Origin of the sequence: Kineothrix sp. MB12-C1 (assembly GCF_030863805.1) — a bacterium.
In the GTDB taxonomy this organism is placed as follows: domain Bacteria; phylum Bacillota; class Clostridia; order Lachnospirales; family Lachnospiraceae; genus Kineothrix.
This window is the reverse complement of record NZ_CP132957.1, coordinates 1,474,315-1,489,861: the sequence shown is the minus strand read 5'-3', so window position 1 is coordinate 1,489,861 and position 15,547 is coordinate 1,474,315. Positions and strand designations below refer to the sequence as shown.

The 15,547-nt window shown below is 37.7% G+C and carries 13 protein-coding genes; 11 read left to right on the top strand and 2 right to left on the bottom strand.

Translation table 11 applies throughout. The features are described 5' to 3' along the window. Nucleotides 1-161: 161 nt before the first annotated feature. Together RBB56_RS06980 and RBB56_RS06975 are read right to left on the bottom strand one after the other, a co-directional pair. Nucleotides 162-935, bottom strand: a complete 774-nt coding sequence (locus RBB56_RS06980) for a response regulator transcription factor (protein ID WP_306721660.1) — start codon at nucleotides 933-935, stop codon at nucleotides 162-164. Further along, nucleotides 932-2,734 (bottom strand): sensor histidine kinase, encoded by a 1,803-nt coding sequence (locus RBB56_RS06975; protein ID WP_306721659.1) that lies wholly within the window; start codon nucleotides 2,732-2,734, stop codon nucleotides 932-934. The genes RBB56_RS06980 and RBB56_RS06975 overlap by 4 nt, the downstream gene beginning before the upstream one ends. A 197-nt stretch (nucleotides 2,735-2,931) precedes the next feature. Between RBB56_RS06975 and RBB56_RS06970 the strand changes: the two genes are divergently transcribed. The 11 genes from RBB56_RS06970 (at nucleotide 2,932) to RBB56_RS06920 (ending at nucleotide 15,541) form a co-directional block, all read left to right on the top strand. Beyond that, complete coding sequence (locus RBB56_RS06970) at nucleotides 2,932-4,257, top strand: ABC transporter substrate-binding protein (RefSeq protein ID WP_306721658.1); 1,326 nt, start codon at nucleotides 2,932-2,934, stop codon at nucleotides 4,255-4,257. 17 nt (nucleotides 4,258-4,274) lie between these two features. After that, nucleotides 4,275-5,153: a carbohydrate ABC transporter permease gene (locus RBB56_RS06965; protein WP_306721657.1), complete on the top strand. Its 879-nt coding sequence runs from the start codon at nucleotides 4,275-4,277 to the stop codon at nucleotides 5,151-5,153. Nucleotides 5,154-5,170: 17 nt separating this feature from the next. Continuing rightward, the gene (locus tag RBB56_RS06960; protein WP_306721656.1) at nucleotides 5,171-5,995 is read left to right on the top strand and encodes a carbohydrate ABC transporter permease; all 825 of its coding nucleotides are present in this window, start codon (nucleotides 5,171-5,173) and stop codon (nucleotides 5,993-5,995) included. A 21-nt stretch (nucleotides 5,996-6,016) separates the two neighbouring features. Next, nucleotides 6,017-8,026, top strand: a complete 2,010-nt coding sequence (locus tag RBB56_RS06955) for a glycoside hydrolase family 31 protein (RefSeq protein ID WP_306721655.1) — start codon at nucleotides 6,017-6,019, stop codon at nucleotides 8,024-8,026. 69 nt (nucleotides 8,027-8,095) lie between these two features. After that, nucleotides 8,096-8,647, top strand: coding sequence for a 6-phospho-3-hexuloisomerase (gene hxlB / locus RBB56_RS06950; protein ID WP_306721654.1), 552 nt, complete (start codon nucleotides 8,096-8,098; stop codon nucleotides 8,645-8,647). 499 nt (nucleotides 8,648-9,146) lie between these two features. Next, nucleotides 9,147-10,016, top strand: a complete 870-nt coding sequence (locus RBB56_RS06945; RefSeq protein ID WP_306721653.1) for a MurR/RpiR family transcriptional regulator — start codon at nucleotides 9,147-9,149, stop codon at nucleotides 10,014-10,016. 66 nt (nucleotides 10,017-10,082) lie between these two features. Continuing rightward, nucleotides 10,083-11,135: an ABC transporter substrate-binding protein gene (locus RBB56_RS06940; RefSeq protein ID WP_306721652.1), complete on the top strand. Its 1,053-nt coding sequence runs from the start codon at nucleotides 10,083-10,085 to the stop codon at nucleotides 11,133-11,135. Nucleotides 11,136-11,216: 81 nt separating this feature from the next. Next, nucleotides 11,217-12,728 carry a sugar ABC transporter ATP-binding protein gene (locus RBB56_RS06935; protein ID WP_306721651.1) on the top strand — a complete coding sequence of 504 codons (1,512 nt, stop codon included), beginning with the start codon at nucleotides 11,217-11,219 and terminating at the stop codon, nucleotides 12,726-12,728. Beyond that, nucleotides 12,725-13,672 (top strand): ABC transporter permease, encoded by a 948-nt coding sequence (locus RBB56_RS06930; RefSeq protein WP_306721650.1) that lies wholly within the window; start codon nucleotides 12,725-12,727, stop codon nucleotides 13,670-13,672. The genes RBB56_RS06935 and RBB56_RS06930 overlap by 4 nt, the downstream gene beginning before the upstream one ends. Nucleotides 13,673-13,698: 26 nt before the next feature. Next, the gene (locus RBB56_RS06925) at nucleotides 13,699-14,673 is read left to right on the top strand and encodes an ABC transporter permease (protein WP_306721649.1); all 975 of its coding nucleotides are present in this window, start codon (nucleotides 13,699-13,701) and stop codon (nucleotides 14,671-14,673) included. Between the two features lie 22 nt (nucleotides 14,674-14,695). Then, the gene (locus RBB56_RS06920; RefSeq protein WP_306721648.1) at nucleotides 14,696-15,541 is read left to right on the top strand and encodes a sugar phosphate isomerase/epimerase family protein; all 846 of its coding nucleotides are present in this window, start codon (nucleotides 14,696-14,698) and stop codon (nucleotides 15,539-15,541) included. The last annotated feature ends 6 nt before the right edge of the window (nucleotides 15,542-15,547 follow it).

Sequence of the window (15,547 nt, the reverse complement as noted above, 5' to 3'; positions counted from 1 at the left end):
AAGTACCAACGGCTTCATACAGTTGCTTATCAAACAATATGAGGTATCACTTTAGACAGGGAAAATATAGGTGCAAATGGACGAAATCAATTTATACAAGAGGCTTTTGACACTCGAATCATAATAGGAAAGTACTTCTATTACATTAAATGGATGCGCCGCTACGTGCGAACTTGTTTTTGGTAGTTGCTAGGGTATACCCCTGTCACACTTTTAAAAACACGGCTAAAGTAGAACTGGTCCGTATATCCTAACAGTTCTGAAATCTCCTTCATACTCAGCTTAGAATCCTCTTCTAATAGCATTTTGGCATGGTAGATTCTCAGGTCAGTGACGTATTTGCTGGGTGAGATTCCATGGGTCTTTTTGAAGATTTTACTTAAGTAGTCAGATGTATATCCCAGTTCCTTCGATAGATTTGTTAGATATTGATTCGTAGTGTAATGTTGCTTTAAATAATCTAAACTAATTTTCGCCAGTTCCTGTGGCGTGTAGGAATGCCCTGCAAGGCTGGTTTGGGCGTATAATTTGTGGTAATGATTATTCAAATAGATGAGAACCTGATTCATGGATTGGATTAACTCTTTCTCATCAATAGGTTTTAACAGATAATCAGTCACACCTGTTTTCAAGGCCTCTCTGGCGTATTCGAATTCATTATATCCGGTTAAGATAATGACTTTAATTGCCGGATATCTGTAGTGAATCTCTCTTGACAGAGTTAATCCATCCATTAACGGCATGCGAATATCCGTAATGACAATGTGGGGAGGTCTTTCGTCGATGGATTCCAGAGCTTGGAATCCGTTGTCCGCACATGTGATAGAATCGAGATCATATTGATGTTCCGTTAAAATATTTACAATGCTATTCCTTACGATTACTTCGTCTTCTACAATCAATATTCTAAACTTCTTTAATTCTTTATTTTTCATAAGTAAGTCACTCCTATTAATATTTCGCTTCCGGATGATTCATCGCTGTGAATTTGAAAGAGTAGGCGGTCTCCATATAGTTGTTTCAAGCGCAGATAGATATTGCAGATTCCCATCCCTCCCAACTCAATTCCTTTTTCGAAGGAGACGGGAGACTTGGAGGAAATTGCATCGTTAATGCCATCAAGGATAAGGGGATCGAATCCAAATCCATTGTCTTTTATCTTTAATCTCCAGCCCTCATGAACCATCTCACCTTCTATAGTGATCTCAAAGGTATCGATAGAGTTCATCCCGTACTTAAAGGCATTTTCAATCAATGGCTGTAAAGTCATTTTAGGAAGTGAGACAGTTTCTAATTTCGTTGGTATATCTATGTGGCAGGGAATCAGATGGTCGAACTTTATTTCCATGCAATAGACGTATTTTAAGGCAAATTCTATTTCCTCTCTAAGCAGTACAGAATGTCCGAGATTGGAGGAAGCATAGCGAAGCAATGAAGATAAGTTTTGGCAGAAGAAGGGAATATCCTTCTTTTTCTCTGTAATAGCCATGGCACTGATTGCAGCTAAACTATTGAACAGAAAGTGAGGTCCCATTAGATTTTGCATAGCGAGAGACTTTGCATCCAACTCATGCTTTTGGGCTACCAGCAGTTCACTAAGGGATTGGTGTATTTTCTGCTCCATAATGCTAATTCCGTGGTAAAGAGTGTTGATTTCAGAGATAGAGGTGTCTTCTAGTTGAATATTAGAGGAAAAAGTTCCAGTGTTATCAATATGTACTGTCTCTAACTCTTTGCTCAACAATTGGATGGGAGTGGATATCTTCTTTGCTGACAGGTGGGAAAAGGTAAGAGTCATGCAAAGGGAGAGGAGAAGCATGAAAATAGCAGCCTTCGTAAAATCGTTTAAAGTCTTGTACATAGACTGATAGTTTAGAACCATTATGATTTTCCAATTAGATTTGGCGATGGTATCCCAGTAAAGAATCTTTTTTTGCCGGAACTTATCCCTGAAAGTAACATTGGGAAGATTCGGTTCTATCTCATTTTGGTAAATGAGTTGTATCAGCTCTTTGGAAGTATTAGAGTCGTCCAGTGCCGGATATAGGAGCTGGTCATTGGAATCTACAATGTAAAGAGTATAATTGGGGTTCGATTTTTCTATATCCATAATTTCTTTGTAGAACTCATCATAAGGACGTTGTATCTCTATGATTCCGTCCAGAGTGTAGTTGGAATTATAGAAGGTTCTTGATAGAGAGACCATTTCTTTTTTCCCGGAGGAGGCGAATTGAGTGAAGGTTGCTTTTCCCTTGTTTTTCAATACTTCGTCATACCATGGAAAATCGGTAAGTGATGCCATGCCCGAATTGGATATAAGGCCGCTCCCTATATGATATCCGTCTAAGGAATACATGTTGATTTGGTTGTTCATGTTATTGGGACCTAAGATAGCGATAACGAAATCGTAAATCGTCTGTCTCTTTTGATATTTTCTTTGGGTCTTATCTGTATTCGCGATAGACTGTTCCAATTTGATATATTCATCGAAATTTGATTTTACCATATTAGAATAGATAAAATTCAGGGAAATAGAGTTCATCGATTCGATCTCAGAAGTTAGACTGCCCTTAATTTGGGAATGTAGATTTTGTTGGGTGGTTTTAATATTTTCTGTAATGTTCCTATAGGAGATGACGTAGATAATACTTGTGAAGAGGAGTAAAATAACAACAGTAATAAAGGTACTATAGAGGAAGATTCTGGATTGTATAGAACGTTTTTGTTTCAACATGGTATCACCTTCCTTTTCTGTATTTAGTTACTATTAGAAATTTTAACACAAAATATAGGAAAGTCAAATTAAAAAGTATTCAAAGTGTAGTCCGAAAAAGTACAAATAGAATCTTGTTTTGTGCATGTTATACAGTAATGATGTTCAATATAATGGAAATAAGTAAAATAACACATATCAAAAAACAGGAGGTTCGTATGAAAAAACGTATAATGGCATTATTACTGGCAACGGGAATGCTGGTGAGCGGATTGGCGGGATGCTCATCTAAGCCAGAGGGGCAAAGCAGTAGTTCGGGGGAAAGTAAAGGAGATGTAGTCCTGACAATCGGGACGAATCAGACGGGGACAAATGTAGAGAACTTAACGGAGATGGGCGAGAAGTTTAAAGAGGAGACAGGAATTGGAATTGATATACAAGTGAATCCTGATGACCAATGGAGAGATTTGTTGAAGACAAAGTTACAGGCAGGGGAAGCTCCTGACATATTTTTGATAGATGCAGACCCGATGAGCATTAACGATAGAATCAGACCGGAGGAAAATTGTATCGATTTCACAAATGAAGAGTGGGTAGGGAGAATGGATGAAAATATGTTACCATCCGTATCCTATAAGGACAAGGTCTATGGAATGACTTTTGCTGTTCCCAAGAGATGGGTGTTCCATTATAACAAAGAGTTATTTGAACAAGCAGGCATTGAAGCAGTTCCTACCACATATGAAGAATTAAAAGAGGCATGTGCGAAGATTGCTGAAAAGACAGATGCTATTCCAATCTTTGAAGCTACACAGAATGCATGGCATCAGACTTTACCGCTATTCGAAGCGGGAGGATATATGCTGGAATCCGATAGTGACCTATATAAGAAGTTAAATGAGAATCAAATGAAGTTATCGGATATCCCATTGTTGAGAACCATAATAGAACAGACGAAAGAGTTGGCAGATTTGGGGTATTACGGAGCAGACTTTTTATCTGAGAGCGTAGATAATGCGAAAGAAAAAATGGGAACCAACAAAACGGCTATGTATGTAGGATATGTAGGGTGGGGACTGGAAGTGATAGAGGATTATCCGGAGCAGAAAGACAATATCGGGATATTTATGATGCCTTATGGTGATGCCGATGTGATAGGGACGAATCCGGCAAATCCCTCGTTCTTTGCCAATAAGAATTCTGATCATGCGCAGGAAGCGAAGAAGTTCTTTGAATTTATGACGAGACAAGATATTTTAGATTGGAGTTTCAATGAGATTAATACAGGACAGATAGATTTCTGCTGGGATGTTAATGCCAAGGAAGAAAGACTTCCTAAGGAATGGAAAGACTACTTAGACCAAGCGAAGACGGGAACAGTTATGCAGTATGAAGTAAAATATGTAGATTCTCAGTGGATGGATATAGGCAAAGACTTAGAGGCCCTTTATACAGGCGCTATGTCTGTAGATGAGGTATTACAAACTATGGATGGAAGAAGGGCAGAACAGGCTAAGCTACAGGGTGATGAGTATTGGAAGTAGATAAAAGAAAGGAATAAATGGAAATGAAGGATCAGAAGATTTATCCCATTGCTTATATTTTGCCGGTATTAGTTATCTTCTTTACCTTTAGTTTCCTTCCTGGGCTTGTCAGTATAGGCTATTCCTTTACCAATTGGAATAGCTTTACTGATGAGGTAGATTTCATCGGGATGGAAAATTATAAGCAGATATTTTTGGAGGGAAAGCAGTATCTTGGTTACATTAAGAATACCTTCGTTTTTGCTGTTGTAACAACTATTTTAAAGACGGTCATAGGGTTCTTATTCGCTCTTTTATTTACTAGCAATATTAAAGGAAAGGGAATTCATCGAACGATAATATTCTCACCTCAGGTTATGTCTGCTCTAATTGTTAGTTTAGTATTTCGAGCGATGCTTCAGCCGACTAGGGGCTTCTTGAATGTTTTTTTGCGAAGTATAGGTCTTGATTTTCTGGCAAAGAGTTGGCTCACAGATTTAAGCTTGGCATTTCCCAGCGTTATGGCAGTAGATACTTGGAAAGGTGTGGGATATATTATGGTGGTTCTCATTTCAGGGATGCAATCCATACCACCGGAATATTATGAAGCGGCAGCAGTAGATGGAGCTACCGGAATTCAGAGGGTGCACTATATTATGCTCCCCTTGTTAAAACCTATATTTATAAGCTGTACCGTGTTAAATCTCACTTATGGATTCCGAGTGTTTGATATTGTCTATGCTTTGACCGGTGGAGGACCGGGATATGCCACAAGTGTAATTAATACGGCGGTATTTAAATCTTTTTCAGATGGAAACTATGGAATGGGTTCGGCGCTTTCCAGTATCTTGTTCGTATTTTTAATGGCGTTGTCTTATTTTATTATTAAGTTCCAAGAAGGAAAAGTGGAATCTTAGATAGGGAGGAAGAAAACGTGAAGAGCAGGAAAATCATAAAAAGCATCATGGTAAATTTATTGGGAATACTGATTAGTTTGGTTTTTATCGTACCCAGTATTGCGGTTGTTATTACTTCTTTTAAGTCGAATGCAGAAGCGAATATCATATCTCTCACCTTACCTAAGAAACTGATGTTTGAGAACTTTGCCATTGCTATTGAACAAGGTAAATTGATTCTTTCATTTAAGAACAGCCTTATCAATGCCTTTGGAAGTGTTACGATTCTAATCATTATTGTATGTATGGCAGCATTTGTCATCGATAGAAGACGGAACAAATTATCGAATTTTTTATATTACTTTATTTTATTAGGCTTGGCGATACCCGCATCCAATATTACCTTAATTCGAATTATGAAGAGTATACATTTGATGAATACACGAATAGGAGTAATTCTCATTTATATAGCTATTAACGCTTCCCTGGCATTATTTCTATGCAAATCATTTGTTAGCAGCGTCCCGAGGGAAATTGATGAAGCGGCAATTATAGACGGATGTAATAGTACCAGTTTATTCCTAAGGGTGATTATGCCTCTGTTAAAGCCAATTATTGCTACCCTATTCGTTTTGAATACTATGAATATCTGGAATGACTTCACCCTACCGCTTTATTTTCTGAATAATTCGAAGATGTGGCCAATGACATTGGCCGTATATAACTTTTTTGGTAGGTATTCACAGAATTGGAATTTAGTTTGTGCAGATGTATTGTTAACGACCCTTCCGATTATGATTATTTTCATCTTAGGGCAGAAGTATATTGTAGGAGGATTGACAGCCGGCTCTGTCAAAGGGTAAAGAGAAAGGAGACGAAGAAACATGTTTTACATAGAAAATAATGCTCTATATCGTAGATTTGATGAGGAGCTCTTATGCATAGAGCCATGGGGGAACGACAGTTTCCGAATTCGTGCGACCATGATGGGGGAGATTCTTGATTTTGAATACTCTGCGTTATCCATGGAAGTAGAGAAGGCGGCAGAAATAGTAATTGATGGAATGAGAGCGACGATAAGAAATGGGAAGGCCCGCTGTGAGGTGTTGCCATCCGGGAAAATGAGATTTTACAATCAACATGGTCAAATGGTCTTAGAGGAATATGACAGGAATAGATTCCGCGAAGAAGATGAGGGATTTAATAGTGCTTTGGAACTGGATCCGAGGACTTTTATTCCTCATAGAGGAACGAATCACTTCAAATTAAAGGTTCGCTTTGAAGCTCATGAAGAAGAACGGCTATATGGAATGGGACAATATCAACAGCCATTCTTGAATCTGAAGGGGTGTATCGTGGAACTGGCGCAGAGGAATTCTCAAGCGAGTGTCCCTTTCTTGTTATCGAATAAAGGGTATGGACTTTTGTGGAATAACCCCGGAATTGGTTCTGTTACGTTTGGAAGGAATATGACTCAGTGGGAGGCCAAATCGACGAAACAATTGGATTATTGGATTACGATAGGAGATACTCCCGCAGAAATAGAAGAGTCTTATGCTAAGGTGACAGGAACGGTTCCTATGATGCCGGAGTATGGAACCGGATTTTGGCAGTGTAAGCTTCGATACCAAACGCAGGAAGAATTGATGGAAATAGCAAGAGAGTATAAGCGAAGAAATCTTCCTATTTCGGTAATCGTATGTGATTATTTTCATTGGCCTTATCAGGGAGATTGGAAGTTCGATTTGGACTATTGGCCGGACCCGGAAGGAATGGTGAAAGAATTAAAGGAAATGGGAATTGAGTTAATGGTTTCTATCTGGCCTACGGTGGAGAAGGGCAGCGAGAATTATCATGAGCTGAAGGAGCTGGGGATGCTTACCAGAAATGAAGCAGGAAGTCGCATGACCCAATTAGGAGAAGCCTGTTTTATCGATGTAACGAATCCTAAGACGAGAGACTATGTCTGGGATAAAATGAAGAAGAACTATTATGAGAAAGGAATTAAGATTTTCTGGCTCGATGAGGCAGAACCGGAGTTTACGGATTACGAATTCGATCAGTATCGCTACCTCTTGGGAGCTGATTTAGAAGTGGGGAATAGCTACCCTAAATACTATAGTCAGATGGCTTATGAAGGAATGGAGAAGGAAGGGCAGGAGAACATATTGAACTTAGTTCGATGTGCCTGGGCCGGTTCACAGAAATATGGCGCCCTTGTATGGTCGGGTGATATTGACTCTAGCTTCCTTTCTTTGAGAAACCAACTGGCGGCAGGATTAAATATGGGGATTGCAGGTATTCCCTGGTGGACGACTGACATTGGAGGATTCCATGGAGGCCATATTGAATCGGAAGAATTCAAGGAATGCCTCGTTCGCTGGTTCCAATTTGGAGCTTTCTGTCCTGTATTTCGCCTTCATGGTGACAGGGAGCCTCATCAAAAACCATTATCCAATACGGGAGGCGGACGTACGCCCAGCGGTGCGGATAATGAAGTGTGGACTTACGGAGAAGAGGTATATGAAATTTGTAAGAAATATATGGAACTTCGTGAGCAGATGAGACCTTATATTACAGGATTGATGAAGGCTGCTCATGAGAAAGGAAGCCCGGTCATGAGACCGCTTTTCTACGATTTCCCAGAGGATAAACATTCTTGGCTTATAGAGGATGAGTATATGTTTGGCGATAAGGTACTCGTTTGTCCTATTCTATATGAAGAGCAACGTCAGAGAGAAGTGTATCTGCCTTATGGAGAAATGTGGGAAGATATACATACCGGGAAAGTTTATGAAGGCGGGCAAAGTATAGAAGTCAAAGCGGATATTTCCACAATTCCGGTGTTTGTAAAACAAGGATACAGAGAGGAAGTTTTTGCAATTTTTCCTTAACCTCTTTACAATTGGCGATAATATTGTTATATAATAAATAATGCGCACCATATTTCGAGAAAGGGTATCATGATTAGAGAACTTAGTATTGAAATGTTGGAAGAAGTACGGAGTACATTGGAAAATTGCTGTTTTGAAGAAGAGTTATTGATAGAAGAAATAAAGAAAGCAGACAGAATATTTGTGGCGGGTGTTGGAAGGACGGGCTATATTATGCGTTGTTTTTCCATGAGACTGATGCACGCCGGATTTAAAAGTTTTATGATAGGGGATACGGAAACACCCGGAGCCGGTAAAGGAGATTTGCTTATTATCGGCAGTGGTTCGGGAGAAACAGAGAGTTTGAAGTCCTATGTCCGCAAGGCAAAGAAAATCAGCATGAGAATTGTTGTCTTGACGGCAAGTGATAAAAGTACACTATCGGATGCGGCGGATATATTATGTATATTGCCTGCCCCGAATAAAACAGATATAATCGACAAAAAGAAGTCTATACAGCCTATGGGAGCTTTGTTCGAACAAAGTCTGCTTGTTCTTTTGGATGCGTTGGTAATACGGATTATGGAAGAATGCGGCATATCCGGTGAGGAGATGTATAGAAATCACGCGAATTTGGAATAAGTAAAAATATATCAATGTCTATGTAATTACATAGCAGTAGAAAGAGGGGATCGCCGTAAGGGTCCTCTTTTTTTATTCTATAGGAAAGACCTTGTTACATTAAAGTATAAAAGTATTGATCCTATAGAATAAAAGCACTCCGTGCAGATTGCTGTATATTGAAGTACGGGCAGAAGTGGCATAAATACGAGGGTTCAGAGATGTACGGATCTGATTATGGGCTCTTTGCCTTGAGAATATTATGCCATATATGGATATATACTCCATAATGCATATGATAAGATGAAGTAATAAGATGGAGTGAAAAAAGAAAAATGAAGTGATATTTTTCGTATTTTATATAAAATATACAAAAAGTATATAAATAACAATAAAATTAGCGACGATTATATGTCATAGTTCCAAAAAAAATTGCTTGTATTTACTCCAATACTTCAAAATGATAAGATGATATCGAAGTTAATACTTCAATAAGACAAACAAGGTTTGGAGAAAAAGTATGAATGAAATATTGGTGCGCATCAGATTTTTACTTCCTTCATTACCACGTGCCGAAAAACTGGTAGCTCAGGCGCTTATTGAAAATCCGGAAGCAGTTCTAAGGTTTACTTTGGCAGATCTTGCGAGAGAAACGGGGAGCAGTGATGCTTCGATTATCCGTTTCTGCAGAAGGATGGGATATAACGGATATACGGAATTGAAGCAGGCCATTACTACAGCCATAGCCGATGGAGATGAGATTTTTGCAGAAGAAGTTAGCAAAGATGACAGTATGAAAGAAATATTGAAGAAGGTGTTTCAAAGTAATATTCAAACACTTACGGATACGTTATCGCTTGCTTCCGATAATTATCAATTGGCTCTGGAAGCTTTCGTGAAAGCAAAGTCCATCCATTTCTTTGGAGCCGGAGATGCTGCAGCGGCATGCCAGCTTGCCTATATGAAATTTGCCAGATTAGGGATTCCGGGTTCGGCACATAGTGATGTCATGCTGCAGATGATGGCAGCAGGAAGCCTTGGAATAGGAGATATTGCTTTTGCAGTTTCCTATGAAGGACGCTCCAGAACAATTGTGGATGCAATGTCCATCGCAAAAAGTCTGGGGGCAACAACAATATGCATTACAAAAATGAATAAATCCCCTCTGCTGAAGGTGACGGATATCCCTCTTTTTACAGCAGTCAGCGATTTGACGGTAGGCAGGGACAGGGTCACGAGAAGAGTTGCTGATCAGGCGATTATGGATGCTTTGTATTTGGGTGTCTTGACAAAGTCGGGCAAAGACTTCAGCAAGTATATCAAAAAACAGCAAAAAGCAATTGACTTCAACAAAATGAAGACAAATGAAACAAGTGCAACATATTTTTAATTACGACAGTGTTGGAAGTATATTAGGTCAATTTAACCCCTAAGAGAGTATGAAAAGGAGAAGGAAATGAAAAAGTTAATTACATCAATTGTTGCAATGACAATGGCAATTTCTTTAGTGGCGTGTGGAGCGGGACAGCCAGCGGAAACGGAGGCTCAGGTTTCAGAAGAGGTTGCAGCGGAACCGGTGGAAGAAACTGTATCAGCAGAAGATACAACATGGACATGGCCGGCATCAAATGAGGAAATATATGTTGGATTTTCGCAGGCAGACTTGGCAAGTACATGGAGAACTGTAGAAAGTGACCATATGCAGCAGATTGCTGATGAGCGTGGATATAAAATTTCAATTACAAATGCAGAAGGCGATACCGAGCAGCAGATTTCAGACGTAGAATCCTTAATTGCGCAGGGTTGTAATGTAATGGTTATTGTACCGATAGATGCAGATGCTATTCAGCCAGCCTTAGACGCGTGTAGTGATAAAGGAATTCCGGTCATTATCAAAGCTAGAGGCGCTAATGCAGAAGCAGGAGTTGATTATGCAACTGCTATTATGTCTGATTTCGTATGGCAGGGATATAATGCAGGGCTGTGGATAGAGACACAGCTTAAAGATGAAAAAGATGTAATAAATGTAGTGGAAATTCAAGGTGTTATCGGTGGTACGGATGTAAGGGACAGATCTCAAGGATTTCACAATATAGCTGATGAATTTGGAAATATGGAGTTTATAGCACAGCAGTCGGCAAACTGGTCGCGTTCTGAAGCACAAGAGGTTGCACAGAACATCCTTCAGTCACAGGGAGATAAGGTAGATGTTATTTACTGCCATAATGATGAAATGGCACTCGGAGCATCTTTAGCAGTTCAGGCAGCAGGATATGAAATTAATAAAGATATTTATATTGTAGGAATCGACGGTATGAAAGAGGCACTTGATGCGGTAAGAAACGATACAATATCTGTTTCTGTAACATGTACTCCTAAATATGCAGACACTGTATTTGATACAATAGAGAAATATATTGCGGGAGAAGAAGTACCTACTTCTATTGCGGTAAATGATGCAGTAGTAGATAAGACAAGTGTGGATGAATTCTATGAATTAGGATTCTAAAATATTTCGATAAATATTAAAGTAGAGGAAATAGAACTGAAAGGCTCTATTTCCTCATAATAAAATTAAGAGGCTAAATGTATGGATAATGAAATTTTGAAGGTAAAGCATGTTATAAAAAAGTTTAATGGAATTCCTGCTTTGAATGATATTTCTTTTACGATAAGGCGAGGAGAAGTTCATGCATTAATGGGAGAAAATGGGGCAGGAAAATCAACTTTTATAAAGATACTTACGGGTATCTATCAAAAGGACGAAGGTCATATTATATTTGAAGATAAAGAATGTGATTTTCATGGCTCATTAGATGCTCAACATGCTGGAATAAGCACTATCTATCAGGAATTAAATATGATCCCATACTTGACGGTGAGTGAAAATATATTTCTTGGACGTTATCCCCAAAATGCAACCGGTATAGACTGGAATACAATGAATAAAAACGCCCAGAAAATGATAGATGATTTGGGAATTCATATTGATGTAAAGAAAAAATTAAATGAGTATGGCACTGCGAAGCAGCAGATTATTTCTATAATAAGAGCGATCAGCTTAGAAGCCAGGCTGATTGTAATGGATGAACCGACGTCTTCTTTGGATACAAATGAAGTAAATATTCTATTTGAAATTATGGATAAGTTAAAAAGTAAAGGAATAACAATTATTTTTGTATCACATAGATTGAGCGAAATATATGAGAAGTGTGATAGGTTAACAATATTAAAAGATGGGCAATATGAAGGAACATATGATATAGATGATATTTCAGAGTTGGATCTTGTCAAGAAAATGATAGGTAAGAATCAACTGGATTTGGATAATAAAAGAAAAGCCAAAGATTTGTCAAAGGAAGAAGTTGTATTAGATGTTAAAAATATTGTAAGAACTCCATACGTAAATGATATTAGCTTCAAGGTTAAAAAAGGTGAGGTTTTGGGCTTGGCTGGACTACTTGGATCTGGAAGAACAGAACTTGTGCGATTAATCTTTGGATGTGACCAGATGGATAGCGGTGAGATTTTTATAGATGGAAAAAAGACAATTATTAAGACACCTGAGGATGCAGTGAAAAATAAGCTGGCGTTTTGTACTGAAAACAGGCGTGAGGAAGGAATCTTCCCGTTTGTATCAGTGAAAAATAATATGGTAATTTGTTCTCTTGATGAGCTTGTAAGTGGACTTTTTATAAATAATACCAAGAGATTAGAATTAGTAGATAAATATATCAAGAAACTTCAAATTAAGACAGCCTCAAGAGAACAACTCATTAAAAACCTTTCGGGTGGCAATCAGCAAAAAGTATTGCTGGCACGCTGGATATCTACTAGACCTAAGTTAATTATTTTGGATGAACCTACAAGAGGGATTGATATAGGTGCCAAAGCAGAAATTGAAAAAATTATAAGAGAGTTGTCCGACGAAGGCATTAGTATTATATATATTTCTTCAGAGATTCAAGAATTGGTTAGAAACTGTGACAGGGTTATTGTTCTTAGGGAAGGTAAGATATGTGGAGAGTTGGATACCGTGGAAATTTCTGAGATGAATATTATGAAATTTATTGCATCAGATGAAGAAGGAGGAAAATCATGAAAATTGTAAAAGTAAAGAATTTTGCTCTTTTTCAGAGATATGTTGCGGTAATAGCATTTATATTACTTGTTATTTTCAATTGCTTTTTTACTGAAAACTTTGTAAGTAAAGTTACATTCATTAATTTAATTGTTCAGTCATCAAAGGTAATATTAGTGTCTCTTGGATTGACGCTTGTAATTGCTACAAGTGGTATAGATATCTCAGTAGGATCGGCTATGAGTTTGGGTGCTACAATATCAGCAATTTTTCTTGCTAAAGGCATGACTGCCGGTTTATTTGTATCACTGCTTGTTGTTCTGATAATGGGTTGGATGGCAGGTATTCTTGTGTCGAAGTTTGCGATTCTTCCTATGGTTGTTACCTTAGCATTAAGATATATTATGCGAGGGATGGCAAAAGGTATTAGTGGACGGGGAACGATTTCATATGATAATCAAGATTTGACACAATTTTTTATCCAGAGAATTGGGGGAATCTTCCCAGTTCAATTTTTTATCATTATTATTGCTACAATAATTATTTATTTACTTGTTAATAAAATGAAGTTTGGATTAAAAGTAGAAAGTTATGGAAATAATCCGGTAGCTGCCAAAAATGTAGGAATTAATACGGTAAAAACAGTGGCATCTTGCTATGTTATTTCAGCATTGCTGGCATGGTGCAGTGGCCAGTTGGATATGGTTATGGTTTCTAGTGCGGATCCTTCTACTATTGGATCAGATATGGAGTTAGATGCTATTGCTGCTGTATTAGTTGGAGGAACTCCAATCACAGGCGGGTATCCCAATATAATAGGAAGCGTCTTTGGAGCACTGATTCTTCAACTAGTAACTATGATGTGCAATATGAATAATATTTCTTATTCAGTGTCATTAATTATTAAGGCATGTATTATAGTTTTTGCTCTGTTTTTTCATGGTTTGGGAAAGAACAAGAGATAATAGGAGTGAAAGGAGCATAGATAAAAATGAAAAAAATTATAGATTATGCAAAGGGGAACGTTTCTTTGCTGGGATTGATTCTTGTATTTGTGATAGGCGCTATGGTATCTAGAACTTTCATTTCTCCTGATAATTTAAGTAATTTATTGAGAAGTGCCAGCTTCATTGGATTTATATCCATTGGGATGACTTTTGTGGTATTATGCGGATCAATTGATATCAGTGTAGGTTCATTATTTGCGCTATCTGGCTATCTTTTTATTGTTAATGCAGATAAAGGTATATTTTTAGCCATTTTGCTGCCTGTGTTGGCTGGGATTATAGTAGGCACTGTTAATGGATTTTTAATTAATGAATTAACCATTCCCCCCTTTATTGGGACAATGGCTACAATGTTGTTGGTAAAAGGCGTTGTATTGCTGTGGACCGGTGAGTCCACAGTAAAAGGACCTAAATTAGAAGGAATATTAAAAAGCTTGGGGAGAGGAAGTGTTTTGGAATATTTGGCAGTACCTTTTGTTATATTCATTATTTTTTTGCTTATTTCCGATTATATATTAAAACGTAGAGTAATAGGAAGAAACATGTATATTGTTGGAGGTAACGAAGAGGCTGCTAAGATGATGGGAGTAAGTGTTAAGAGAACTAAATATATAGCACATATTTTCTGTAGTACTTTAACTGCAATAGGTGGAATATTATTTGCTTCAAGAGTAGGATCAGCAGCACCTTTGGCAGGGACTGGCTATGAGATGTATGCTATAGCAGCGGTAGTAATTGGTGGTGCCTCGTTGACCGGCGGTGTTGGTAAAATAGTAGGTACTCTGTTTGGAACATTAATTATGGGTTCTTTTTCCAATATTTTTAATCTACAAAAGTTTATTAATCCTGTCTGGCAGGATGTTATTGTAGGATTTGTATTGTTACTGGTAATTGTAATTCAGGCAATTGTACATATGCCGGAGTTTAAGAATATAAAGAAAATATTCATAAAAATATAAAGTATTGAAAGGAATATAAGTTATGAAGAAAATTAATTTTTCTGTAAATAGTTGGGTGTTTGGACCTATTTCATTTGAGGAGTTGGCAAAAAGAGCAAAGAGGATTGGATTGGATGGTTTGGAGTTAGATGGAGAACCGGATACGATTGATCTGGTACATATGAAAAAAGTCTTAAAAGAAACAGGACTCAAAGCTATTTCTGTTTGCGGAACCTTTTCTATGGAAGAAAGATCGTTTAGTCATTCTGATGAAATGATGAGAAGAAATGCAATAGAATATGGAAAGAAACTTGTTGATATGGCTTTGTATATGGAGACTGATAGAATATTATTGGTTCCCAGTATGGTAAATAGGCTTACGTATTATGTGGATAGGCAGACGGATTGGAACCATTCCGTTGAATCTATTAGAGAAGTCGCAGAATACGCAAAAGAAAATAATATAAAAGTTATGTTGGAGTGTGTAAATAAATATGAGGTAAATTTGGTATATTCGGCAAATGACGGAAAACAAATGGCAGAAGAAATTGGGACAGGGAATGTAGGGCTAGTTACGGATACTTTCCATATGAATTTAGAAGAAAAAGATGGCATAGCTAACGCAATCCGTAGTGCTGGAAAAGAATTTATTATGCATCAACATCTAGGAGATAATAATAGAGAAGTACCTGGTATGGGATGTATGAATTGGAAAGAAATTTTTATGGCTTTGCGAGATATCGATTTTGAGGGAGCAGTATCTTTTGAACCTCTTCCCAATCGTTTAACTCCAGAAGAAATTAGTGCAGGTATGCTTGATCCCGATGAGCTAGAACAGAATATGACTAAATCAATTAAAATGTTAAATTTTATTATGGAGCTTATGTAATAATCA